This is a genomic window from Vibrio sp. CUB2 (assembly GCF_001557945.1).
Taxonomy (GTDB): Bacteria; Pseudomonadota; Gammaproteobacteria; order Enterobacterales; family Vibrionaceae; genus Vibrio; species Vibrio owensii.
Genome location: NZ_LNRB01000004.1, coordinates 198,893 through 221,839, shown reverse-complemented (window position 1 = coordinate 221,839; position 22,947 = coordinate 198,893). Strand labels below are relative to the sequence as shown.

Sequence of the window (22,947 nt, the reverse complement as noted above, 5' to 3'; positions counted from 1 at the left end):
ATTCAATGCTATTAAGACGTACCCCTTTACCTACTATTCTGCTTGCTTTATCCGGCATTTTAGCCTTTATCGCAGTTGCTTCAATTACTGTAGGTCCAATGAATATCAGCTTCACAGACAGCCTGCGAAGCTTAACAGGGGCAAGCTCTGATCTTGCTCCTCACATCCAACTCGTTATCAACGAAATACGACTTCCTCGCACTGTTCTTTGCATGTTTATCGGTGCCATTTTAGCGATCTGTGGTGTCGTCATGCAGGGCTTGTTCCGGAACCCTCTCGCTGAGCCTGGCATCATCGGTGTCTCTGCTGGTGCGGCGCTGGGTGGTGCATTTGCTATCGTTGTTTTCGCGGATTTCAGCCAAAACTATCCAACATTAATGAACCTAGCAGCACTGCCTTTCTTTGCTTTCTTAGGCGGTGCAATCACTACTGTTTTAGTTTACTGGTTAGGGACAAGTAAGTTTGGTACATCCGTTACCATCATGCTTCTCGCTGGTGTTGCTATCAGTGCATTATCAGGAGCCGCAATTGGCTTCATGAACTTCATCGCAGATGATCAAATGCTGCGTGACTTAACACTGTGGTCTATGGGATCACTAGCAGGTGCGAATTGGTCTGGTATTGGCTTAGCGGCCGTGACATTGGTATTGCTGATGTTCTGGTTCCAGAAAAAAGCGATGTCGCTAAACGCTCTCCTATTGGGCGAGTCTGAAGCAAGGCATTTGGGTGTTCCCGTTCAAAAGCTAAAACGACAGCTCATTTTGTTATCTGCGGTAGGTGTAGGTATTACCGTGAGTATCTGTGGCGCTATTGGCTTTATCGGCCTTGTTATTCCTCATTTAGGTCGTATGCTCGCAGGGCCTGACCATCGAACTCTGCTTCCTATTTCTGCTTTGATGGGCGCATTACTTCTTACGGCAGCAGATATGTTTGCACGTGTCGCGGTTGCACCAGCAGAATTACCAGTAGGTATCGTTACTGCACTAATTGGTGCACCATTCTTTATCTACTTACTGTTCCAACAAAAAGGGAAAATCCTGTAATGAATAACACCGTTTTGTCGGGCAGAAATATTTCGATGCGATACGGAAGCCGTGTCGTTCTGGACGACATCAGTATTGAGATTCGAGCTGGAGAAGTCACAGCATTGCTTGGTCCGAACGGAGCCGGCAAGAGTACGTTATTAAAGCTGCTGTGTGGCGAAATCCCATCTCAAAATGATATCGAATTCTTTGGTACCCAAAAGAATGATTGGGAACCTACAGAGAGTGCAAAACACGTCGCTATGTTGCCGCAACACAGCACATTGACGTTTCCTTTCTTAGCGAGAGAAGTGGTAGAGCTCGGAGCAATCCCTCTCTCTATCTCCAATAAGGAAACCAGTGAACTCGCGTTGCATTACATGCAACAAACTGATGTTCTGCATTTAGCTGATAGCCTCTACCCTGCCCTATCTGGTGGTGAAAAGCAGCGTTTGCATTTAGCGCGTGTTCTCACTCAGCTTCATCAGTCTGGCGATAAGAAAATCTTGATGTTAGATGAGCCAACCTCCGCTTTGGATTTGGCTCACCAGCACAACACCTTAAAAATTGCTCGCGCAGCAGCCAAAGAGAATAATGCTGCCGTCGTGGTTGTGTTGCATGATTTGAACTTAGCTTCTCAATATGCAGACCGCTTAGTCCTGCTGCATGATGGCAAGTTAGTATGTGATGACACGCCTTGGAATGCACTGACTCCAGAACGCATTGAGCAAGTCTATGGCTACCGCTCAATCGTAACTAAACACCCAACCTTGGATTTTCCTCAAGTGCACGCAGCGGCTTAATCAGCGCGTTTTAAGCCCATGTTTGTCATTCCAAATGATAGGCATACAAAAAAGCCCCGCAACGTTGCGGGGCTTTTTGTTTTGGGGTTATTTGCTCATTTGAATCAACGAACGACCAATCAACCACTCTAGCTCTTTGTCGCTACCTGCACCAAATTGGCTTTCTGCCATCTTGTACAAACGGTCGATGCCATTTGCAGCAAACTCATGTGCGCTTTCTGAAGTAACAATATGGTGGAACAATAGACGCAAGATCGCTAAGAATTCAGTATCTTCTAGAGCCTTAATCCAGCTCTTAGAGAACGCATCCAGACCTTTATCAAATTCTAGATGTTCTACGAACATTTTGAAGATACGACCGTCTAACGCGGCGGTAAAGTCCGTTTTCTTAGGGAAATGGTGGCTAATACCTGTACGCGATACACCTGTTTGTTGACTTAACGTGGTGTAAGACATTTTGTCATAACCAAGTCTTAGAAGCTGATCAACAACGGCATCCATGATTTTCTGGATAGTGATTTCGGTATCTTCTTTACTACGCTTTGGCATATTTTAAGCTCTTCTCTTTGTAAATCCATCTAACTCACAATTAAATGAGGCCAGAATGAAAATCATCCTCAGCATTATGTACTGTATGCCTCTAACAACAAATCAGAGGACCAATCATAACTAAAGTGCACTGCGTAACGTGCAATTTACAGTGATATTTCTGTCAATACATGTGACTCAAAATATGGCGAAAAGTCCACTCCATCAAAACCTTGCACCAAATCATTCATCGAAACTATTCTCAGGCTAAGAATGATAATTATGTAAAAATAATTAATCCGGAAATAGTCTTATAAATTGAACCCCAGTTCAACTCACCTGACAAAAATCTCACCAATATCTAGGTTAATTGATTTTAAATATTGATACATATCACATTAATTTTATTAAGGAAGTTCTAATAAAATTAATTAACGCACTGTTAACAACATAACATACCGTGCCTTTTTTATCCAAAATCATTCATTTTTGTAGATAGAGATCAAATACCTGATAGAATACCCACAGTATTTACAAGAGGATTCGTTATGAGTGTCGAATTAGAAGAAAACCAAGTATGTGAAGCTTGCGGTTGCGCTGGTGAAATGGGTTTTATCATCAAAGAAGGTGACGATGTTGCCGACGTAACGATTTTCGCAGAGACTAAAGCAGCACTAGAAGCTGAGTTGGCGAAATACATCGAACTAGCAACACAAGTTTGTGCTGACGTTGAATACAACGTTTCAGAACTGACAGAAGAATCTAAAGAGCTAACGGCTCGATTCAAGTTTGAAGTAAGTGCTGAAAAACTTATCTTTGAACTAAAGACTCGCTCTCTAGCGCGTTAATCATCGATACATAATCGACATATAGATAAAAGCGAGCTCTTAGCTCGCTTTTTTAATGCTTGATTGGCTTGTTACTGGTTGTCTTTCTGAAACACAACCCACTTCAGTGCCCCGTTAGTTTCAAAGTCATTCTCATCGGTACACACGAGCAATACGCCATCTATGTTTAGCACCGCCCCAGTGGTGTATGCCTTATCGTCGTAGTAACAAACCCGCTGTCCTAGCTTCCCGTCTGCCACTACTAGAGCCTTTGTATCTGGTGTACTGTAAGATTTTGCTAATACAACGCCTGAGAAGGCCATAGCAGTACTCGCGACCAGCATAGAAATCTTTCTTAAGTTCATGAATATCCCCTCAATGAAGACCACATAAGTTAACAAAGAAACGTTTCATGTTCTTGGCAGCATCTCATATTCTTGAGACATTGGACTGTAGCGGCCTACTATGCTTTACGTTATCCTTTTCCACTTATCCTCAATACTGTATCGGTTATGCGCGCTTTACTTATCTCACTCGCTCTGACGGCTTTTTCCAGCTCATCCATTGCTTATGAGCTCGATTACTATGCCAAATTTGGCCATACCGATAACTATGGCAACATTGACCTTCGTAATAAGCCCTATACCACGATACCTGATGGATTGGTTGTAAAAGGCAATCTAAACATTTCACAAACACCAATCACCAAATTACCGAGAGGGTTGGATGTTCAAGGAAGCCTTGAAGCCACCAACAGCGCATTAAAAACGATAAGACCAGGGGTGAAAATTAAGGGTTACGCGAACTTACTCGGTAGTAAGATTGAGCGTTGGCCACGCGGTGTCAAATTAGGCGGCTATTTAAACTTAACCGATAACCCGTTAACCAGTTTACCCGCAAGATTAAGAGTGAAAGGCGATCTAAGTGTCATTCGAACGCCGCTTACCGAACTGCCGGAAGGTTTAATCGTGGATGGTAACCTGTACATAGGTGATTCCAAACTGACAGAATTTCCAGACACCATGACAGTGAAAGGCAATATCTTTTTGGGGGGAAATCGAGTTACGAAATGGCCAACGAATTTGACCCTAGGTGGCGCAGTTGCACCATAGAAATGGTTAGACGAAAGCTCCTTCCCAAAACCAAGCGCTCAGTGCTTTATTGCAAAGCACTGAGCGAAGTTTAAATCATTCTTGGTTGTTTACTGGGTTAGCGTAACTTGCCACCAAGTAACTGTGAGCACCGTTAGGCAGTTGCTCCAACTTCTCTTGTAACTGAGATTTCACCGACTCCGTAATCGATTCATCTTCACGACCCGCAGCAAGCAGGTTGATTGGGAACACACGGTAGTTATTGTGAATCTGACGATCGATTTCATTCGCGAGTTCGTCCGGAGTCTCAAACTCTTGGTTAATCACATCACCAAATGCAACGTGCACTTTACCTTTGTAACCAACGATACCTTGAATGATGCTTTCGATATCTTCGAATTCGCCTTTCTCGTAACTACCATTCTCTGCTTTCTCATACAGCTCTTTGGCTTTTGCGATGTCACAAGGGTCATTCTGGTAAGAGATGGAAACAGGCACAATCTTCAATGAACGCGTGTATTCACCAAAGCTTACTTTTTGCTTACGCCCTTCAACATGAAACATCTTTAAGATGGCAGGATCAGTAAAGTCATTACCGTCTTTGGCACGACCTTCTTTTTGCGCAATCCAAATCGAGTTGCCGGTATCAAGAGAGTGCTTGATGTAGCTTGATAGCAAGCCTAACGCTTTCATCATTTCGCGCGGCGCTTTCGCCGAGCGTTTAACGATAAAGCTTTTGTTCAGTCTCATTAGCTCAGTCGCGCAAGGCTTCTTAAGCAGGTTATCACCAATTGCAATACGCACTGTACGATGATCCGTTTGGTGCAAACCGTAGTTTACGAGAGCAGGATCCATCGCGATATCACGGTGGTTAGAAACAAATAAGTAAGACGTATCCTTGTCAAGTTGGTCAAGGCCAGAAAACGTCACGCCGTCAGTGGTACGATTAAGCGTATCTTGAAGGTACTTCTTCACTTCCAGCTGAATTGCCTCTACAGAATCCAATTTGCTCCACTTCGCTTTTAAGTAGACACGGATAATCGGACTCATGAGAGTTTTGAACCACGCCGCTTTGTTTGCAAAACGGTGGTTTAAAATCGCGCTGATAAACTCATCGTCTTTGATCAGGCGGTCCAGCGCAGCTGGGATTTCTTCGTCGTTATATGGACGAATTTCAATATAAGGATCGGTATTGGCAGTCATTATTCAATTCATTTCAAAAAGAGCTGGCACATTTTACGCATTGTTTTGCCAACCCGCAGCAATTCATACCATACTTTTAACATGGTCATACCAGTACCATTACAATTTCTATTCACAAAAAAATCTGTTATCCGGTTGGCAATTTAGGGGTTTAGCGTTACCCTTAGCGCCCCAAAAACTCTGGTATTCACAATGAACTACGCAATTGAATTTCACGACGCTAATTACCCTTTTCTTAATGTTGCTGCGCGTAAAAAAGCGCTAAAACACAGCTTACTATCAGTAGTAGAAGGTTTGGCGATCATTAAATTGGGTAAACATGAGTATGCCATTGAACCGGGTCAGTATTTCTGGATTCCTCAGGGATGTTTGAGCTCCCTCACTTTTTTGCCTAACACGCGAGTAACTCGCTGTGACTTTTCTGTGCGCTTAACTGACGCATTTGCTCAACAAGCAGGTTACGTGAAGCCATCTGCTCTATTGTCAGCGTTGATTGAAAAGTTGGTGACAACAAAAGCACGTAGCGAACACCAGATGGATTTACTGGCAGTTGTTAGACATGAAGTTCAGACACTAAAGCCAATGTTGACTAGCTCTCCACTGACAGACTCGATTAATAAGTGGAAGCCGGGCTGTGATTCTTCAATTTCGATAGAGCTTTGTCTTGTCTTGACCTTAAGAGAAGCACGTAAGATGAAGTTGTCAGGCAAGAAGCAAGCGGACATCGTTGCAAGATTGTTCAACAACAACGACGAAGAATACGAACAGTTGTGTTTTTTAGTGTTTGGGGAAGCACTATAAAAACGAACAAAGAAAAGAATGTAAAAAAGGACGTGCTCAGTACGTCCTTTTTGTTTTGAATTCGGTTAAAACGGCACTTCTATCTGCATCATCCAATCGGCGTCGTAGTATTCGTGCCAGCGGTAATCAAAACGCATTCTTGGTTCATCACCGCTCTTATCACCAAAACCGACGCTGAACATCAAACCATGGCTTTTTAGCCACTCTTCTGTGCTCATCTTCGCCTCTTCATCCCTCAGTTCTTCTGGCATCCAAAGCCCAAGACCAAAGTAGTTACTTTCTAGATTCTGAGTAAGAATCGGCGTGTCTTCCGATTTGATTGCCCACTGATCCCAATAGCTCTCTGTAGGCCCCTCAATCGACTTTTCAGCAATGTACCAGTTGATCGTGTCCATACTTAACACACCCACGCTATCAAAAATATCTTCACAGATAGGCATGGTGTTATCAGCAAACACGACGGAACGATCAGATAAATAGTTACAAGCAGAGCTAGCCTGTGTTGCCACAAGCAGCGCGCATGCACTAAGTACCACAACTCTGACCATGAAAATCTGACCTCTTCGTTTTCAGATTACGATTGTTTGTATAAGCCTTCGCTTAGTAATAATTCATTGACCGTTGGTGTCGTGAATGCACTGATGTCTTCACCCTCTAACAGTGCATTACGAATGTCCGTGCTTCTGATTTTGACTTTCTCAGGACACGCCATCACAGTCCAACGTTCGGTTATTTCTTCTGCTCTGTAAAATTTAGCAAATTTGAAAAAATTATCAGGACCTATGACAAAAGTTATATCGGCTTGCGTGTGGATTTCTTGAATTTTTTCTAATAACGCAAAAGTCGTCACACTTTGTCCAGGCTGGTACAAAGCTTGCTCAAGGTCAGAGCGTTGAACATTAGAAAGCCCTATGTCCTTAATGAAGGCATCAACCAGTTTGCACCGAATTGGGTAATCCAACATATTTTTGCCCCAAGCGTGTGCAATGCTTGGCTCAAGTAGCACGAGATCAAAGTGGCTCAGTGACTCGATCACGCTCTTGTGACCTAAGCTTGGCGGGTTAAATGCGCTGCCAAAAACGGCGATTTTTTTCATATCCGGTGATTACCTGGTTGAAGAGAGTTTTCTAATCCGATGATTTCGGTATGATACTACTAATCTTTAGAGCTTTTTGACACTAAAGCGACGTTTATGAATATCAACTGCATGGTTTCTCACCATTTGTGAACTATAAGCGCCTGCCGCAGTATGAATTTATTCACACTCATTTGGTGTCATACATATTTGCAGGAAAAGGAACCCTAAATGGAACAATCCATCCGCGATGAAATGCGAGTACTACCTTCTATCGATCCGCATTTCGAAATTGAACGCCGTGTCGCTTTTATCAAGCGTAAATTGCAAGAAGCAGGCTGTAAGTCTCTTGTTCTTGGCATCAGCGGTGGCGTTGACTCAACGACGTGTGGTCGTTTGGCTCAATTGGCTGTAGACCAACTGAACGAAGAGGCTGGCAACAATAGTTACCAGTTTATCGCCGTTCGTTTGCCTTACGGTGAGCAAAAGGATGAAGACGAAGCACAACTTGCTCTTGCTTTTATCCAACCAACGCACTCTGTATCGGTAAACATCAAAGCAGGTGTAGATGGTCTTCACGCTGCTTCTCACGTTGCATTAGAAGGTACTGGTCTTCTTCCAACAGAAGCAGCAAAAGTAGATTTCGTGAAAGGTAACGTAAAAGCGCGTGCTCGCATGGTTGCACAATACGAGATCGCTGGTTACGTTGGCGGCCTAGTGCTTGGTACTGACCACTCAGCGGAAAACATCACTGGTTTTTACACCAAGTTCGGTGATGGTGCGTGCGACATGGCACCACTGTTTGGTTTGAGCAAACGTCAAGTTCGTGAAGTGGCTGCAACATTAGGTGCACCTGAGCAACTAGTGAAGAAAGTGCCGACGGCAGACCTAGAAGAACTGGCGCCACAAAAAGCAGATGAAGATGCTTTGAGCCTGACTTACGAGCAGATCGATGACTTCCTAGAAGGCAAGCCTGTATCACAAGAAGTGAGTGATCGTCTTGTTGCAATCTACAAAATGACTCAGCACAAACGTCAGCCGATCCCAACAATCTACGACTAATTTACGATTTTACTCCTGAGCGATTTGTTGCTTAAACCGCTCTGAGATAAATAGAAAAACGCCGCTAAATTAGCGGCGTTTTTGTTTGTTACGGTTTATTTTTAACGCGTTCAGTCCGCGAGTGTCACGTCCGTTTGTGGGATTGCACAACATGCCAACACTTTACCCATCGCACGTTCCTCTGCGCTGATAGCAGGTACATCTGGGTGATCGACTAGCCCTGATTCTAATTGAACCTTACAAGCACCACATAAGCCCGCTCGACAGCTGTTGCTAATGTTTTTACCTGCATTCTCTACTTGCTCAAGTAGCGTTTGTTGGTTGTTGCCCATCAACTTAAAGCCGTTGAATTCAATCTCAACACTTTTCTCTGGCTTCGCTGTGGTAGCCGCAACGCCGAATGCTTCTTGATGATAGTTATCTTCCGGTAGCCCTTTTTTGATTAGAAGGTTTTTCGCCTTTTGCATAAAACCATCAGGGCCACAAACGAACACTTGGCGCTTCTCAACATCTTTGATCTGCTTGATATGAGACAGACTGATTCTTCCTTTCAAACCAAACCAATCCACCGCAGGTTGAGTTAAGCAAATCTTCACATCTAGTCCCGGATGCTGACGTCTCAGTTCATCTAGCTCATCTTTACATGGGATATCAATCTCGCTGCTGCACTGATGGTAGAACACCACATCATCAAGTTGGTTGTGATCAGCTAAGTAACGAACCATTGACAGCATTGGTGTTACACCGCTACCTGCAGACAGTAAAAGCAGAGGCTGGACAGAATGCTCTTTAAGATGAAATTGACCATCTGGCGTTTCTGCTTCCAGAACATCCCCTACTTGCAGATTATCAAGCAGTGAATTAGACACACGCCCACCAGAAACGCGCTTAACCGAAATCGCGTAGCGACCCGGGCGAGATGGGCTCGATGACAAGGTGTAACGACGCCCTACTTTCTTACCTTCTATATCCACTTCGATAGGTAAATGCTGACCCGGTAAGTACGTTGGTAGCTGACCTTTACTTGGCTCAAGCCATAAGGTGACGAAGTCACGCGCAATCTCTTCTCGTTCCACACAAGTTAACGCCATTCGATTAGGAGAATTGTCTGGATAGAACTCTGGCTCTTTGTATTCCAGCACTTCGACTTTGTCACCAGAACGAATAATGCCTTCATTAAGAGCAACAAGGTTTTGACCAAAGAACACACCGCCACGCTCATTCGCACGGAACTCTTGCAGTGTTTTAAGTGGTTCTTTGCTTTCTCGGAATGTACCGCGTTGAGTATTAACGGTGGTTAGAATACAACGCTCACAAGGTTTTACAGATTCAAATTCGACTTCACCAATGCGAATGCGCTTCCATGAATCTTCTTCAAATGGCTTGGTATCAGATACCACTAGGTTGGTTCGGAATTGATCCATTGAGTGCTGTTCAGAGCTTCTGCGATTTAACTCTTCCAGTGACGCTTCACTGATAACAAGCACCGGATAACCATCGGCAAAACTAACGTTGTGCCCCAACTTCTCTCTTACACGATTGGATTGCTCACCAGTAAAAAGTAACTCAACGCGAAGGCCTAACACTTTACTAAACCAATCATCCGCTTCGTCAGTGGTAGTATATGCCGTAAAACTGTCTTTCCAAACCGTTGCGGGCGCTTCCTGCATTTTGAAATCTTGATAACAGATCTTTAGTGGCTCTTCACCAAGACTGGTAAACACTACGCCATCGGGCAACAACGCTGACTTAATGGTCACCATTTGGGGGAATTTTCGAGCTGTCACCATTGAGCCATCTGACGTCGCAATCATAAATCGACGATCAAAACTCAATCCTTGTTTTTCTACCCAAGCGGAAGATAAGGCAACACCTCCGACGGATTTGACTGGAAAAACATTAATTTGGGACAAAACTGATTGCGACATAGCCTTCTTCCTACAGGTACTTTCTCATTATTGGACTATCATATCCTCATAAGAGTAATGACCCAAGTGCCTATAAAAACTCAATTTTTATAAGGTATCTTCCCAAGGCGATTGGCGTTGTCCTTTCATAAGCGTTCCTTTTTGTCTCACTTTATGAACAGAGTTCCATAAATTTGCACAGTATTGACGAAATAAGGATTGCCAAAACGTGACATCGCACACATAATTCGCCAACTTTTTGACACTATACATAACCTATCCGGAGCATAGACCATGGATACTAATAAACTGATTCTAATTCTACTTTGTATCTTCCTTCCACCAGTGGCGGTTTACATGGAAAAAGGTCTAGAGAAAGACTTCTTCATCAACCTGATCCTAACGTTCTTCTTCTTCCTACCAGGCACAATTCACGCGCTTTGGTTGACGATGAAGTAACCAACTGAACTCCTGCCAAAAAGAAATGTGAAAAATGGGATGAAATGAAAGTGCAATTCCACTATCATCCTGTCGCCTAAGCGCAAGCGTTTGCTCTTGAGGTAAATGCAGCGTTTAGGCTCCAAACATAACTTTTAAATGGTGGGAGCAAATAATGACAACACTGACTATTACTCGTCCTGACGATTGGCACGTTCATTTACGCGATGGTGAAGTTCTAAAAGATACCGTTCGCGATATTAGCCGTTATAACGGCCGCGCACTGATCATGCCAAACACCGTCCCACCAGTGACTAATACTGAAATGGCGCTAGCCTACCGTGATCGCATCCTTGCTGAACAACACGGTGAGCAATTCGAACCTCTTATGGCGCTGTACCTAACAGACAACACCACGCCAGACGAAATTCGCAAAGCGAAAGCAACAGGCAAAATCGTTGCAGCAAAGCTTTACCCAGCAGGCGCAACTACCAACTCTGATTCTGGCGTAACCGACGCAAAGAACATCTACCACGTTTTTGAAGCGATGGAAGAAGTTGGCATGCTGCTTTTGGTTCATGGTGAAGTGACTCACAACCACGTTGATATTTTTGACCGTGAGAAGGAATTCCTAGACACGGTTCTTGCTCCTATCGTCAACGACTTCCCTAACCTAAAAATCGTCCTTGAGCACATCACGACTGCGGATGCGGCTAATTTCGTCAACAACGCTTCTGATAACGTTGCAGCAACTATCACCGCTCACCACCTGCTGTTCAACCGTAACCACATGCTAGTCGGCGGTATTAAGCCACACTTCTACTGCCTACCAATTCTTAAGCGCAATACCCACCAACAAGCGCTTATCGAAGCAGCAACAAGCGGCAGCAAGAAATTCTTCCTAGGTACGGATTCAGCTCCACACGCAAAAGGCGCAAAAGAGTCGGCTTGTGGTTGTGCTGGATCTTACACTGCACACGCAGCGCTAGAGCTTTACGCAGAAGTCTTTGAGAACGAAGGTAAACTAGAAAACCTAGAAGCATTCGCAAGCTTGAATGGCCCTGATTTTTACGGCATCGCTCGTAACTCAGATACCGTCACGCTAGAAAAAGCAGCGTGGGATGTACCAGAAACGATGCCATTTGGCAGCGACATCGTTGTGCCAATCCGTGCAAATGAAAAAATTGAGTGGGAAGTGAAGTAATCACCCTCAAGAAATGAAAAAGGGTCATGCCACCATATTTGATATGGAAAGGCATGACCCTTTTCTTTTGGCTTTAATACAGCCTCAACAAACTGAACTCGCGCTTATTTTTCGCGGACCTTTTCAACAAGCGTCCAAGCAGCAACCACAATCAAACCAGCAATGACACCAATCACACCGTTAAGCAGTGTCGGTACGATCGCAGTAGCAATGGTGTGACCACGGAAGTCCATAATGATAGGTTCAATCAGATGATGAATTGCAGGGACGTTATGAACAACAATACCGCCGCCAACCAAGAACATGGCTGCAGTACCAACAATCGCAAGCATCTTCATCAATTTCGGAGCGAACGCCACTAACGCACCACCAAGTTTGGCTTTTAGACCTTCGCCATTGGATTTACGCTCTAGATAGAAGCCCAAATCATCGAGCTTAACAATGCCAGCCACTAAACCGTAGACACCAATGGTCATCAAGATCGCAATCAGGCTTACTACCAAAATCTGCGTCACGATACTTGTTCCTGTGACGGTGCCTAACGCAATCACAATGATTTCAGCTGACAAAATAAAGTCAGTACGGATCGCACCCGCCACTTTTCTCTTCTCGTACTCTTCCACGGATTCCCCCGTATCAGAGGACTCTTCCGCGTTATCTTCATGCTGATGAGCGTGAGGGAATAGTTTCTCTAAGATCTTCTCTGCGCCTTCAAAGCAGAGGAACAAACCGCCAATCAAGAGTAATGGCATGATCAACCAAGGAATAAACGCACTAATGAGCAACGCCGCAGGCACCAGTATCAACTTGTTTTTAAATGAACCTTTCGCGACTGCCCATACCACTGGAATTTCTCGTTCGGCTGCAACACCCGATACTTGCTGCGCGTTTAGCGCTAAATCGTCGCCCAATACACCAGCGGTCTTTTTCGCCGCTACCTTTGACATCAATGCGACATCATCCAATACAGCTGCAATGTCATCCAACAGTGTTAGTAAACTTGCTCCAGCCATTTATTTATCTCTTTTGTGGAATTGAATAAGTAACAAAATGTAACACCATTAAATCAGTCAGCAAAGTTATGATTCTGCAAAGAATAAGGTCACAAATTGTGTTTTGTGTTGATGTAGCTTTGAGACAGGACTAGTCTTGTCTTACCTTTCAAGCACACAAAAGAAAAGTATAGATGAAAAGCGGATACACTTACCCAATCGGTACCCCAGGTCAGCCATGGGGCGAAGCAGAACGCAAAGCTTGGTGTGAGCAACGTGACGTAAAACGTAGCTACCAAGAAGAAGTCGTGACGAAGATTGATGCCCTTCGCGAGCGTTTTGATGTTGAGCAATACGGCGCACTTTCTTACGATGAAGCACGCTTCCCTCTGTTTTGTATCAAGACTCGTAACTGGGATGCAGCAAAACCTGTTGTTTTGGTCACTGGCGGCGTACACGGCTACGAAACAAGTGGCGTTCATGGCGCACTGAAGTTTGTTGATACACAAGCAGAACGTTATGCAGAACACTTCAACATTGTCGTTGCGCCATGTGTTAGCCCTTGGGGTTACGAAGTGATTAACCGCTGGAACCCAAATGCGATCGATCCAAACCGCTCTTTCTATGCAGATAGCCCTGCGGAAGAGTCAGCAAACTTGATTAAGCTGGTTGTGACCTTGGGTGATGTTCTAATGCACATCGACCTGCACGAAACCACCGATTCTGATGAAACCGAATTCCGCCCTGCACTTGCGGCGCGTGATGGCCTTGAATATATCGAAGGCATGATCCCAGATGGTTTCTACACGGTCGGTGATACAGAAAACCCGCAACCAGAGTTCCAAAAAGCAGTCATCGAGTCAGTAGCGAAGGTAACGCACATTGCACCTGCTGACGATAAAGGCGAAATTATTGGCTCGCCAGTGGTGCAATTTGGTGTGATTAATTACCCAATGGTAAAACTGGGGTTGTGTGGCGGCGTAACCAACTGCACTTACGGCACCACAACAGAAGTTTACCCAGACAGCCCGAAAGTGACTGATGAAGAGTGTAACGATGCTCAAGTTGCAGCAGTTGTAGGCGGTTTAGACTACGTTCTCGCTCAGCTATAACAAGCGGTTCTTATATTGCTCCGGTGTAATGCCGGAGTATTTCTTGAACATGGCAATAAACGGACTGGCTTGGTTATAGCCTAACGTCAACGCCACCTCTTTTACCGTTTGCCCTTTTCTTAACAGCTCCATTGAATGCAGATAACGAACTCGCAATCGCCATTCAGTAAAGCTCATCCCTAACTCACTTTGGCAATGGCGAGCTAACGTACGTTCGGTGGTATGCACCTTTTCCGCCCACTCGCCCAAACTAATTTCATCCGTTGGCGCTTCTTCAACGGCTTTAAGAATGGGTTCCAGATATTTGTTGTCTGTGGTTGGCAAGAAGTGATGCTCAACCTCTTGCTTCGCTAACTGATCAAGCAGTACCTGTACGATGCGTTTGTCTTCTTCACTCTTTGCCACGTTAATGTCGCGCTGACGAAAGTCTTCCACAATCGCAGACACTATTGGCGTTACTTTGATCAAACTGGCTTTAGAAGGGAAATGCTGCGTCAGCTCTGGTGCGATATTTAAAGAACAGTATTCCAATGGCTTACGGTTATAGCTGGTATGACGAATTCCGGCAGGCACCCAAATAGCCAGATGTGGTGGTGCTAAAAAGCGTGTGTCTTCTGCATCCATTTCTAGAATGCCGCCACTTATCAACTGCACTTGTCCCCAAGGGTGACTATGAATCCGAGTCTCAGTATTCGACAGAAAGGCTTCAAAATTCATAAACACATCTGATGGTGCCTGTTCAATTGATAATGAAGGATGAAGATTCCTAGTGGTCTTTTTCAAAATTGTCTTCCTATCGCTTACGATGTCTTTCCAGAGATACTTTTCATTATAAAGACCTGTCAGACTAGCGCCATTAATTATTGTGCGATGAGGTTCTCATGGTTTATTTGCTTCCGTTTTTTACTGTCATGATTTGGGGTGGGAATTCCATCGTAAATAAAATGGCAGCAAGTGCCATCGAACCGAGTGCAATGAGTTTCTACCGTTGGTTTGTCGCTATGGTGCTTCTGACGCCATTTTGCTTACCTGCCGTAATCCGCCAACGTCATGTCATTCGCCCTTACCTGCCAAAACTCGCGTGCCTTGCGCTGCTTGGTATGGTGCTAAACCAATCGTTGGGCTACTACGCAGGTTTGACGACGACAGCATCGAATATGGCACTGATTACTTCTCTTGTTCCTCTTATCAGTGTTTTTCTAAGCGTACCCTTGTTAGGTAAGTCAATTTCTATGTTGAGCGTGGCAGGTGGCGTGATTTCACTAGGCGGCTTGGCGTTTATGTTAGGGCACGGCGATATCACCTACTTCCTGCATCAAGATATGACACAAGGTGACAGCTTGATGCTTCTTGCTGCACTTTGTTACGCGATTTACTGCGTGTTACTTAAGCGCTGGAAAATGCCATTCAACAGTATGACTTTGGTTTACATGCAGGGCTTTTTCTCATTAGTCATGCTTGCGCCATTGTGGCTAAGCAGCGATCAACTTCTGCCAAGCCAAAGCGCGTTACCTTTAATTGCTTACGCGGGTATTGCGGCGTCTATCTTTGCCCCATTGATGTGGGTGAAAGCAATTGATTTGATTGGCGCGGATTCTAGTGCCATGTTCATGAACCTGATGCCTGTGGTCTCGGTAGCCCTCGCTTCAACAATGCTCGGCGAAGAAGTTCATGTTTACCACATCATTGGCGGCATGCTGGTTATCTCTGGCGTTATCTTGTCGCAAATTAAGATTCGCAAGAAGATACAATCGCCAAGCCCAGATTTACCACCAGCGACATCGTAATTCAATCTCACAAGCCACGTTCATTAGCGTGGCTTTTTTGTATCTGACGGCTTTATCTGAAACGTTGATAGAAAAGTTAATATTTTGTTGCATTAACTATTCCAGTATCGATTCCTTATTGATACATTGAAGTTAGTAACAACGCACAAAGGAATGACAGATGAGCAGTGGTCAAAGAGATATTACCCTTCGTTTTCTTGCTGAACCGGGAGACGTAAACTTCGGTGGTAAAGTGCACGGTGGCGCCGTGATGAAATGGATCGACTTGGCCGCTTACGCGTGCAGCGCGGCTTGGAGTGGCAAGTACTGCATCACAGCGTATGCGGGTGGTATTCGCTTTGTTGCGCCGATTCATGTCGGTAACTTAGTCGAAGTCAGCGCGAAGGTCATTTACACAGGTCGTAGCTCAATGCATATCGCGATTGATGTGCAAGCGAGCGATCCAAAAGAGTTAAAAAACCGCCTAACGACGCATTGTATCGTCATCATGGTTGCGGTCGATGAAGACGGAAAACCAACCGACGTACCGAAGTGGATTCCTGAGTCGGATGAAGACAAAGCACTAGAACAATCGGCTATTCGCTTGATGAACATGCGTAAGCAAATTGGCGAAGAGATGGAAGCGCACGTCAAATATCTCAAATAGCTCAAACAGTTCAAATAACTTGCCCCCAAGGCCCCAAACTGATTATCAAGTAATCGTTTGCTCCCTATATGTGTGAAGTAATGTCATGGTTCTGTCATTCACTTCACACTAGATTCAAATTGTCATAAATCTTTCACTTTGATTTGATTAAATCCACGCACAATTTTAGTGTTGGATAGAGTTTGGATCTTGAGATTAAAAGAGACCACATTAAGTGAAAAGACATTGACCAATTTAAAGGCGGTCGAGTACCAGTGGGTGCGCACCATGTATGTGGAAGGTTATAACGAAGACGAAATTAACCACTACATCCAGACCTGCTTTGGTGGCGATACCACATTCGCCGATCTTTTCCGTCGTGTCGCATTGCAACAGGAGAGTTTGTACACACTGCTGCAATATGTAGGCTGTGCGCCATCTAGCCGCGAGTTTTAAAGCCCTCCCCCGGATTACATCACCGTTCCCTTTCGAATACCCCTACACTAATTATGTGAAGTGATACGCACGGCATTCGGATGCCACTGTGTAATGCATTGCAAACTGGTTAGTCTGTGTCTGTTATAAAGACAAAGTGAATCTATAGGCATAAAAAAACCTGAGTTTAAACTCAGGTTATGGTTACAAGAAACTGTTAGTGATTAAAGCGTAAGGAACTAAGCTAACAGCCAGCTATGCGTAACGCCAATAAAAGCGAGATATTACTGATCGGCGGCCAAACCAAAAGCGTAATATCGATTGCTAAATATAAGGGCGACCTAATGGTCGCCCTTTTCTAGTTATTCTTTTGTATCTTAGTGACCAACCAAGATTAACCTTTCACACCACCAGCCGTTAGACCACCAACAAGCCAGCGTTGCGCCAGTAAGAATACCGCTGTGATTGGCACTGCTGAAAGCACTGCTGCTGCCGCAAAGTCGCCCCACAAGTAGTTCTGAGGGTACAAGTACTGCTGCATACCAACCGCAAGAGTGTACGAGTTTACATCAGATAGCAGTAGTGATGCTACCGGAACTTCGCCTATCACCATGATAAATGACAAGATAAACACTACCGCTAAAATTGGCACTGACAGTGGAAGTAGTACCAGACGGAATGCTTGCCAAGGCGTTGCACCATCAAGCGCTGCTGCTTCTTCTAATGAAGAGTCGATACTTTCAAAGTAGCCTTTGATTGTCCATACGTGAAGCGCAATACCGCCTAAGTAAGCGAAGATCAAACCACCGTGCGTGTTCAAACCTAGGAACGGAATGTACTGACCTAGCTTGTCAAACAATGCGTATAGGGCAACCAATGCCAATACTGCTGGGAACATTTGGAAGATCATCATCGCTTTCAGGATAGTGTTCTTACCTTTGAACTTCATACGAGCAAACGCATAAGCTGATGTTGTCGATAGCGCCACAATCAAGATAGCTGAGATTCCGCCAACTTTTACTGAGTTCCACAACCAAGTCATGACTGGGAATGGAGGTGGTGTAATTGAGCCATCTGCGTTTGTTACTGATATACCTAGCGCCAGTTTCCAGTGGTCTAACGTTGGGTTGTCTGGGATAAGGCTACCCGTTGCAAAGTTACCTTCACGGAATGAGATCGCAATGATCATCAACAGTGGGAAGATAATCAGCGCTAGAAACGCCCACATTGCGATATGTGTAGCCCAAACACGATATTTTAATGACTTGCCTTGTACCATTGCCATTGTTCTGTCTCCTTAATCCTGAGCTACTTTAGTAACACGTAGGTTCAATAGTGCTAGTGCGCCAACCAATAGGAAGATAAGCGTTGCAACTGCACTTGCTAGACCGAAGTCTTGACCACCAGCACCTTCAAATGCGATGCGGTACGTGTAGCTTACAAGTAAGTCCGTGTAACCTGCTGGCTCTGATGTGCCAATCATGTTTGGACCACCACCCGTCAATAGCTGGATAAGTACAAAGTTGTTGAAGTTAAACGCGAAGCTAGCAATCAACAGTGGCGTCAATGGTTTCAGCATCATCGGCAATGTAATGCGAGTGAAGTTAGTGATGAAGTTTGCGCCATCGATAGCCGATGCTTCGTACAGATCTTCAGGAATAGCTTTCAGTAACCCCATACAAAGAATCATCATGTAAGGGAAACCCAACCAAGTGTTAACCACTAGGATCATGGTTTTCGCCATGAATGGGTCTGAGAACCACGCAGGGCTAATACCAAACAGCCCTTCCAGCAACATGTTGATCTCACCAAAGCTCTGGTTGAAGAGACCCTTAAAGATCAAGATAGAGATAAACGCTGGTACCGCATACGGAAGAATGAGCAGTAATCGGTATACAGAGCGGCCTTTCAAGGCTTCCCACTGAACGACACTTGCAAGTACCAAACCGATAACCAGTGTACAAACAACGGTCAATGCAGAGAAAACAATCGTCCAGATAAAGATGCTGATGAACGGTTCTTTAATGCCATCATCTTTCCAAACACGTTCAAAGTTGTGCGTACCGATGTTTACCACGAAACCTGGAGAAACCGTGTTACCAACAAACTGACCATTTTCGTCTACTGGTTGGTAGTAGCCCACATCCATATTAGGACGTAGTGTCTCTTGAGTACGATTGTTGTATAGAGTCTCACCATCGTCTTGCAGCGTGTAAAGAGGAACAACTGCCGCAAACTTACGAAGACCGCTCATACGGATGTCATCGCCGTTCGGCATGTGTAAATCAACGCCACTCAGAGCACTGCGGTTTTTAACGATCGTTTTAATCGGTTCTTTATCGCCCGTCGCTTCTGTGATTGGTGTTAAGTCTAAATCCGTTGCAGAGAAACCTTGCAATTCAAAGGTTGGTGTTGCTAAAAGCGCTTCACCTTTCTTCACTACAATTTGGTGACCCTGCTCAGTTTTGTACAGAGTGAACGGGTAGCTGTCGCCACTTTGGTACGTTCTGTCCATCAAAACGGTCTGCGCACGGTCAAAAGAGAGTTGGTTTTTTGCGCTGTAGTTAGTGAATGCAAGACCTATGGTATAAGCCAAAGGGAAAAGGATGAATAAGATCATCCCCGCAATACCTGGGTAGATATAGCGATGAGCGTAGGTCTTTTTACTACCAAAAATAAATAGCGCTAAACCGGTAAGAATGAGCGTAAGGAGTGCAAACGCAATCTCACCACGAGAATACATAAGGATTGTTGCGTAGCCATTGATAATGCCGACTGTGCCCAATAGTGCCCACTTGATAAACACTTTTTTGCTGCTCGGAAGGCTGGCTTCTGGTGCTGTCATAGCATTTGTACCTTGAACTGACTGCATAGGGAACCTGCTAGCGAATATAGGATAAAAATAGAAAAGTAAGGAGGAGTTGCCCCCTCCTTAAAAAGGGTATTACCGAATTATTTAGTCATTTGTTTTTCTGCATCTGCTAGTGCAGCATCTACAGTTTGACGACCGTCAACAACGTTGATGATAGCGTTCTTAGCAGCACCCCAGAATGCGTTCATTTGTGGGATGTTTGGCATGATTTCACCGTTCATCGCATTGTCCATTGTTGCAGCAATACGAGTGTCTGAATCTAGCTCTTTTTGGAATGAGTTTAGAGCAACCGCACCAAGTGGCTTATCATTGTTAACCATACGCAGACCGTCGTTAGTTAGTAGGTAGTTCTCGATGAACTCTACTGCTAGGTCTTTGTTAGGTGATGCAGTGCTGATACCAGCTGTTAGAACACCAACGAATGGCTTAGAAGATTGACCTTGGAACTTAGGTAGCGTTGTTACGCCGTAGTTCACACCAGACTTCTCGATGTTGCCCCATGACCATGGGCCATTGATAGTCATCGCCGCAGTGCCTTGGTTGAATGCAGACTCAGATACTGAGTAGTCCATATCTGCAGAGATAACACCTTTGTCTACAAGGCCTTTCACGAAGTTCATTGCGTCTTTCACGCCTTCGTTCGCGATACCAGCATCTTTAACATCGTAGCCAGTTGAAGTGTACTTAAATGCGTAACCACCATCAGCAGCCATTAGTGGCCATGTGAAGTACGGTTCTTTTAGGTTCCACATAATTGCAGACTTACCGTCTTTCTTAAGTTTTGCGTCTAGCGCAGCAACTTCTTCCCAAGTCTTAGGTGGGTTTGGAACTAGATCTTTGTTGTAGATAAGAGATAGAGACTCAACCGCTACAGGGTAGCCGATCAATTTGCCGTCGTAACGTACTGCATCCCAAGCGAAATCAACGATACCTTCTTGAACCTCTTTAGAAGGTTTGATTTCAGCAAGTAGACCAGCTTCTGCATAACCACCGAAACGGTCGTGTGCCCAGAATACGATATCAGGACCATCACCTGTCGCTGCAGTTTGAGGGAACTTATCTTGTAGGCCGTCTGGGTGAGCCACTGTTACTTTGATACCAGTGTCTTCTTCAAACTTCTTACCAACCTCTGCAAGACCGTTGTAGCCTTTATCACCGTTGATCCAGATAGTAAGTTGTCCTTCTTCGATGGCAGCGTTTGCACCGAAAGAGCCCAGAGCAACAAGAGTACCTAGTGCTGCAGCGCTTAATTTTTTCATGTTCGTATCCTTTTTATATTTTTGATGTAGGGCTAGTCCATTGAGGTTCAGCCGTATTTCGACATATATCATCTGAAATAATCCCATATGTCTCATCCTCCTAATCCCTACGCCCTTGCAATTATGACGTATTTTCGTGATCTGAATCGCCAAGGGTTAGAGACTCAAATCACAAAATGAATACTTCCTGTGATCGATTTCAACTTTAGGTCGCGCAATAATGTGACTTCCGCCCAACTCCACCTCTACTACTACTTTTTGCCTCCTCCCTGCCTACTCCCCCTACAATTATTTCGATTAGGAGGATGTAGCAGTGAACACAATCTTAGAAACTGCAGTCATCCAAGAGTGGATGGTAAGAACCCTTTCCCAGCAGTACCTACCCTATAGGTAAAAAAGATTTGCTGGTTTTTCATTGCCATACGAGTGGAATGTCATTATTGGTGTTGTTTGTGGTAATTATTTCACGGGGGAGACAACACGAATAATGTGGGGGAGAGAAACTCGTATTTGGCTATGGTGGGTAGTGCTCCAGTTCAGGACATTTGGAGTACTACCCTGTTTTTCTTACCAATCACAATAACTTACCGATTCCTACTGTTACTGCTCGCTAGATAATTCATATAATGATGAGCGGTGAATAATAAAAATTGATCGAGGACGAGCTACATGGCGAGTGTCACGTTAAAAAATGTTTGTAAAGCGTATGGCGACGTACTGATTTCTAAGAACGTAGATCTGGAAATCCACGAAGGTGAATTCGTGGTTTTCGTAGGTCCATCAGGTTGTGGTAAATCTACCCTGCTACGTTGTATTGCCGGTCTTGAAGACATTACTTCAGGTGATTTGTATATTGGTGACCAGCGCATGAATGACGTAGAACCATCCAAACGTGGTGTTGGTATGGTGTTCCAGTCATACGCTCTTTACCCACACCTAAACTTATATGACAACATGTCATTTGGTCTGAAGCTGGCAAAAGCTGATAAAGCGGAAATGGATAAGCGCGTAGAACACGCCGCTGAAATCCTACAATTAGGTCACTTACTAGAGCGTCAACCAAAAGCACTTTCTGGCGGTCAGCGTCAACGTGTTGCTATCGGTCGTACGCTAGTGTCTCAGCCAGACGTATTCCTTCTTGATGAACCACTATCAAACTTGGATGCAGCACTGCGTGTAAACATGCGTGCTCAAATCACAAAACTTCAGCGCCAACTTGGTTGTACCATGATCTACGTAACGCACGATCAGGTTGAAGCAATGACCATGGCAGACAAAATCGTTGTTCTAGACGGCGGTTACGTTTCGCAAGTTGGTAAGCCTCTTGAGCTTTACCACTACCCACAAAACCGTTTCGTAGCTGGTTTCATCGGCTCTCCAAAAATGAACTTCATGAGCGTATTCATTGAAGAAGCCGAAGCAGAGCGCGTAAAAGTACAACTTTCTAACGGTGTGTCATTCTGGATTCCAGTCGATGGCACAACAGTTAACCGTGGTGACCGTATGTCACTAGGTATTCGCCCTGAGCACTTAGTTCAAGCGGTTGAAGCTGACGCGACGATTCACGGTGAAGTGATGATCGTTGAAAAACTAGGTAACGAAACTCAGGTTTACCTAAACCTAGAAGGCGCAGACGCTGACGTTATCTACCGTCAACCAGACACACTACCAGTTGAAACTGGCGACAAACTTGAAATTGGTATCCCTGCGTACCGTTGTCATCTATTCCACAGCGATGGCCGTGCATGCCGCCGACTACACAAAGAAAACGGCGTAGATTTCGAGTAAAAACTCTTTCACCTTTGCTTGCTACCAATCCCTCTCATTCGAGAGGGATTTTTTTATCCCGCCACTAACGTATTATTTTTATTGAAGAGAAATAATACATTCGATAAGCCTCCACA

24 protein-coding genes are annotated in these 22,947 nt (G+C 44.6%); 13 read left to right on the top strand and 11 right to left on the bottom strand.

Annotation, left to right across the window (positions count from 1 at the left end; all coding sequences use genetic code 11):
- Positions 1 to 5: 5 nt before the first annotated feature.
- Together ATB78_RS07935 and ATB78_RS07930 are read left to right on the top strand one after the other, a co-directional pair.
- A complete protein-coding gene (locus ATB78_RS07935; protein ID WP_038893511.1) occupies positions 6 to 1,043 on the top strand; it encodes an iron ABC transporter permease in 1,038 nt (345 codons plus the stop codon).
- A complete protein-coding gene (locus ATB78_RS07930; RefSeq protein WP_061008322.1) occupies positions 1,043 to 1,825 on the top strand; it encodes a heme ABC transporter ATP-binding protein in 783 nt (260 codons plus the stop codon). The genes ATB78_RS07935 and ATB78_RS07930 overlap by 1 nt, the downstream gene beginning before the upstream one ends.
- Positions 1,826 to 1,912: 87 nt before the next feature.
- Here the strand turns inward: ATB78_RS07930 and ATB78_RS07925 are convergent, their stop codons facing one another.
- Complete coding sequence (locus ATB78_RS07925) at positions 1,913 to 2,374, bottom strand: TetR/AcrR family transcriptional regulator (protein ID WP_005441131.1); 462 nt, start codon at positions 2,372 to 2,374, stop codon at positions 1,913 to 1,915.
- A gap of 527 nt (positions 2,375 to 2,901) precedes the next feature.
- Here ATB78_RS07925 and ATB78_RS07920 point away from each other — a divergent pair.
- The gene (locus ATB78_RS07920) at positions 2,902 to 3,201 is read left to right on the top strand and encodes a YfcZ/YiiS family protein (RefSeq protein WP_005441132.1); all 300 of its coding nucleotides are present in this window, start codon (positions 2,902 to 2,904) and stop codon (positions 3,199 to 3,201) included.
- Positions 3,202 to 3,272: 71 nt separating this feature from the next.
- Here ATB78_RS07920 and ATB78_RS07915 read toward each other — a convergent pair whose 3' ends face one another.
- Positions 3,273 to 3,545 (bottom strand): YnjH family protein, encoded by a 273-nt coding sequence (locus tag ATB78_RS07915; RefSeq protein ID WP_061008321.1) that lies wholly within the window; start codon positions 3,543 to 3,545, stop codon positions 3,273 to 3,275.
- A 147-nt stretch (positions 3,546 to 3,692) separates the two neighbouring features.
- On the opposite strand from ATB78_RS07915, the gene ATB78_RS07910 reads away from it, so the two are divergent.
- On the top strand, positions 3,693 to 4,292 hold the full coding sequence (locus tag ATB78_RS07910) for a hypothetical protein (protein ID WP_061008320.1): 600 nt from the start codon (positions 3,693 to 3,695) through the stop codon (positions 4,290 to 4,292).
- 75 nt (positions 4,293 to 4,367) lie between these two features.
- Here ATB78_RS07910 and ATB78_RS07905 read toward each other — a convergent pair whose 3' ends face one another.
- Positions 4,368 to 5,474: a 1-acyl-sn-glycerol-3-phosphate acyltransferase gene (locus tag ATB78_RS07905; protein ID WP_061008319.1), complete on the bottom strand. Its 1,107-nt coding sequence runs from the start codon at positions 5,472 to 5,474 to the stop codon at positions 4,368 to 4,370.
- Positions 5,475 to 5,666: 192 nt separating this feature from the next.
- Between ATB78_RS07905 and ATB78_RS07900 the strand changes: the two genes are divergently transcribed.
- The gene (locus tag ATB78_RS07900) at positions 5,667 to 6,275 is read left to right on the top strand and encodes a hypothetical protein (RefSeq protein ID WP_061008318.1); all 609 of its coding nucleotides are present in this window, start codon (positions 5,667 to 5,669) and stop codon (positions 6,273 to 6,275) included.
- Between the two features lie 65 nt (positions 6,276 to 6,340).
- On the opposite strand, the gene ATB78_RS07895 is transcribed toward ATB78_RS07900, so the two are convergent.
- The gene (locus ATB78_RS07895; protein WP_005441137.1) at positions 6,341 to 6,823 is read right to left on the bottom strand and encodes a hypothetical protein; all 483 of its coding nucleotides are present in this window, start codon (positions 6,821 to 6,823) and stop codon (positions 6,341 to 6,343) included.
- A 26-nt stretch (positions 6,824 to 6,849) separates the two neighbouring features.
- Complete coding sequence (locus ATB78_RS07890) at positions 6,850 to 7,371, bottom strand: nicotinate-nicotinamide nucleotide adenylyltransferase (RefSeq protein ID WP_061008317.1); 522 nt, start codon at positions 7,369 to 7,371, stop codon at positions 6,850 to 6,852.
- A gap of 210 nt (positions 7,372 to 7,581) precedes the next feature.
- On the opposite strand from ATB78_RS07890, the gene nadE reads away from it, so the two are divergent.
- Positions 7,582 to 8,412, top strand: coding sequence for an ammonia-dependent NAD(+) synthetase (nadE, locus tag ATB78_RS07885; RefSeq protein ID WP_061008316.1), 831 nt, complete (start codon positions 7,582 to 7,584; stop codon positions 8,410 to 8,412).
- A gap of 110 nt (positions 8,413 to 8,522) precedes the next feature.
- Here nadE and ATB78_RS07880 read toward each other — a convergent pair whose 3' ends face one another.
- Complete coding sequence (locus ATB78_RS07880) at positions 8,523 to 10,340, bottom strand: hybrid-cluster NAD(P)-dependent oxidoreductase (protein ID WP_061008315.1); 1,818 nt, start codon at positions 10,338 to 10,340, stop codon at positions 8,523 to 8,525.
- 273 nt (positions 10,341 to 10,613) lie between these two features.
- Here ATB78_RS07880 and ATB78_RS28265 point away from each other — a divergent pair, with 273 nt between their 5' ends.
- Together ATB78_RS28265 and pyrC are read left to right on the top strand one after the other, a co-directional pair.
- Positions 10,614 to 10,778: a YqaE/Pmp3 family membrane protein gene (locus ATB78_RS28265; protein ID WP_005453437.1), complete on the top strand. Its 165-nt coding sequence runs from the start codon at positions 10,614 to 10,616 to the stop codon at positions 10,776 to 10,778.
- A gap of 154 nt (positions 10,779 to 10,932) precedes the next feature.
- Positions 10,933 to 11,961 (top strand): dihydroorotase, encoded by a 1,029-nt coding sequence (gene pyrC, locus ATB78_RS07875; RefSeq protein WP_061008314.1) that lies wholly within the window; start codon positions 10,933 to 10,935, stop codon positions 11,959 to 11,961.
- 104 nt (positions 11,962 to 12,065) lie between these two features.
- On the opposite strand, the gene ATB78_RS07870 is transcribed toward pyrC, so the two are convergent.
- Positions 12,066 to 12,974 carry a DUF808 domain-containing protein gene (locus ATB78_RS07870; RefSeq protein ID WP_061008313.1) on the bottom strand — a complete coding sequence of 303 codons (909 nt, stop codon included), beginning with the start codon at positions 12,972 to 12,974 and terminating at the stop codon, positions 12,066 to 12,068.
- A gap of 173 nt (positions 12,975 to 13,147) precedes the next feature.
- On the opposite strand from ATB78_RS07870, the gene ATB78_RS07865 reads away from it, so the two are divergent.
- Positions 13,148 to 14,065: a M14 family metallocarboxypeptidase gene (locus tag ATB78_RS07865; protein WP_061008312.1), complete on the top strand. Its 918-nt coding sequence runs from the start codon at positions 13,148 to 13,150 to the stop codon at positions 14,063 to 14,065.
- On the opposite strand, the gene ATB78_RS07860 is transcribed toward ATB78_RS07865, so the two are convergent.
- A complete protein-coding gene (locus ATB78_RS07860) occupies positions 14,060 to 14,848 on the bottom strand; it encodes a helix-turn-helix transcriptional regulator (protein ID WP_061008311.1) in 789 nt (262 codons plus the stop codon). The two genes, ATB78_RS07865 and ATB78_RS07860, sit on opposite strands and share 6 nt — an antisense overlap.
- A gap of 98 nt (positions 14,849 to 14,946) precedes the next feature.
- Between ATB78_RS07860 and ATB78_RS07855 the strand changes: the two genes are divergently transcribed.
- The 3 genes from ATB78_RS07855 (at position 14,947) to ATB78_RS07845 (ending at position 16,933) form a co-directional block, all read left to right on the top strand.
- On the top strand, positions 14,947 to 15,852 hold the full coding sequence (locus ATB78_RS07855) for a DMT family transporter (protein ID WP_038893498.1): 906 nt from the start codon (positions 14,947 to 14,949) through the stop codon (positions 15,850 to 15,852).
- A 160-nt stretch (positions 15,853 to 16,012) separates the two neighbouring features.
- Positions 16,013 to 16,498 (top strand): acyl-CoA thioesterase, encoded by a 486-nt coding sequence (locus ATB78_RS07850; RefSeq protein WP_005441158.1) that lies wholly within the window; start codon positions 16,013 to 16,015, stop codon positions 16,496 to 16,498.
- Between the two features lie 189 nt (positions 16,499 to 16,687).
- A complete protein-coding gene (locus ATB78_RS07845) occupies positions 16,688 to 16,933 on the top strand; it encodes a hypothetical protein (RefSeq protein WP_027726536.1) in 246 nt (81 codons plus the stop codon).
- Positions 16,934 to 17,306: 373 nt separating this feature from the next.
- Here the strand turns inward: ATB78_RS07845 and malG are convergent, their stop codons facing one another.
- The 3 genes from malG to malE all read right to left on the bottom strand — a co-directional run bounded on the left by malG (position 17,307) and on the right by malE (position 21,043).
- The gene (gene malG, locus ATB78_RS07840; RefSeq protein WP_005441164.1) at positions 17,307 to 18,197 is read right to left on the bottom strand and encodes a maltose ABC transporter permease MalG; all 891 of its coding nucleotides are present in this window, start codon (positions 18,195 to 18,197) and stop codon (positions 17,307 to 17,309) included.
- A gap of 12 nt (positions 18,198 to 18,209) precedes the next feature.
- Positions 18,210 to 19,784, bottom strand: coding sequence for a maltose ABC transporter permease MalF (malF, locus tag ATB78_RS07835; RefSeq protein WP_061008310.1), 1,575 nt, complete (start codon positions 19,782 to 19,784; stop codon positions 18,210 to 18,212).
- A gap of 80 nt (positions 19,785 to 19,864) precedes the next feature.
- Positions 19,865 to 21,043, bottom strand: coding sequence for a maltose/maltodextrin ABC transporter substrate-binding protein MalE (gene malE, locus ATB78_RS07830; RefSeq protein WP_033006399.1), 1,179 nt, complete (start codon positions 21,041 to 21,043; stop codon positions 19,865 to 19,867).
- Between the two features lie 669 nt (positions 21,044 to 21,712).
- On the opposite strand from malE, the gene malK reads away from it, so the two are divergent.
- The gene (gene malK / locus ATB78_RS07825) at positions 21,713 to 22,831 is read left to right on the top strand and encodes a maltose/maltodextrin ABC transporter ATP-binding protein MalK (RefSeq protein WP_061008309.1); all 1,119 of its coding nucleotides are present in this window, start codon (positions 21,713 to 21,715) and stop codon (positions 22,829 to 22,831) included.
- The last annotated feature ends 116 nt before the right edge of the window (positions 22,832 to 22,947 follow it).

Coding starts and splice junctions, on each gene's coding strand:
- malG (WP_005441164.1), bottom strand. CDS start 18,197: ATGGCAATGGTACAAGGCAAGTCATTAAAATATCGTGTTTGGGCTACA.
- ATB78_RS07910 (WP_061008320.1), top strand. CDS start 3,693: ATGCGCGCTTTACTTATCTCACTCGCTCTGACGGCTTTTTCCAGCTCA.
- ATB78_RS07925 (WP_005441131.1), bottom strand. CDS start 2,374: ATGCCAAAGCGTAGTAAAGAAGATACCGAAATCACTATCCAGAAAATC.
- ATB78_RS07850 (WP_005441158.1), top strand. CDS start 16,013: ATGAGCAGTGGTCAAAGAGATATTACCCTTCGTTTTCTTGCTGAACCG.
- nadE (WP_061008316.1), top strand. CDS start 7,582: ATGGAACAATCCATCCGCGATGAAATGCGAGTACTACCTTCTATCGAT.
- ATB78_RS07880 (WP_061008315.1), bottom strand. CDS start 10,340: ATGTCGCAATCAGTTTTGTCCCAAATTAATGTTTTTCCAGTCAAATCC.
- malE (WP_033006399.1), bottom strand. CDS start 21,043: ATGAAAAAATTAAGCGCTGCAGCACTAGGTACTCTTGTTGCTCTGGGC.
- ATB78_RS07930 (WP_061008322.1), top strand. CDS start 1,043: ATGAATAACACCGTTTTGTCGGGCAGAAATATTTCGATGCGATACGGA.
- ATB78_RS07900 (WP_061008318.1), top strand. CDS start 5,667: ATGAACTACGCAATTGAATTTCACGACGCTAATTACCCTTTTCTTAAT.
- ATB78_RS07920 (WP_005441132.1), top strand. CDS start 2,902: ATGAGTGTCGAATTAGAAGAAAACCAAGTATGTGAAGCTTGCGGTTGC.
- ATB78_RS07870 (WP_061008313.1), bottom strand. CDS start 12,974: ATGGCTGGAGCAAGTTTACTAACACTGTTGGATGACATTGCAGCTGTA.
- ATB78_RS07855 (WP_038893498.1), top strand. CDS start 14,947: ATGGTTTATTTGCTTCCGTTTTTTACTGTCATGATTTGGGGTGGGAAT.
- ATB78_RS07865 (WP_061008312.1), top strand. CDS start 13,148: ATGAAAAGCGGATACACTTACCCAATCGGTACCCCAGGTCAGCCATGG.
- ATB78_RS07915 (WP_061008321.1), bottom strand. CDS start 3,545: ATGAACTTAAGAAAGATTTCTATGCTGGTCGCGAGTACTGCTATGGCC.
- malK (WP_061008309.1), top strand. CDS start 21,713: ATGGCGAGTGTCACGTTAAAAAATGTTTGTAAAGCGTATGGCGACGTA.
- ATB78_RS07895 (WP_005441137.1), bottom strand. CDS start 6,823: ATGGTCAGAGTTGTGGTACTTAGTGCATGCGCGCTGCTTGTGGCAACA.
- ATB78_RS07935 (WP_038893511.1), top strand. CDS start 6: ATGCTATTAAGACGTACCCCTTTACCTACTATTCTGCTTGCTTTATCC.
- ATB78_RS07905 (WP_061008319.1), bottom strand. CDS start 5,474: ATGACTGCCAATACCGATCCTTATATTGAAATTCGTCCATATAACGAC.
- ATB78_RS07890 (WP_061008317.1), bottom strand. CDS start 7,371: ATGAAAAAAATCGCCGTTTTTGGCAGCGCATTTAACCCGCCAAGCTTA.
- malF (WP_061008310.1), bottom strand. CDS start 19,784: ATGCAGTCAGTTCAAGGTACAAATGCTATGACAGCACCAGAAGCCAGC.
- ATB78_RS28265 (WP_005453437.1), top strand. CDS start 10,614: ATGGATACTAATAAACTGATTCTAATTCTACTTTGTATCTTCCTTCCA.
- pyrC (WP_061008314.1), top strand. CDS start 10,933: ATGACAACACTGACTATTACTCGTCCTGACGATTGGCACGTTCATTTA.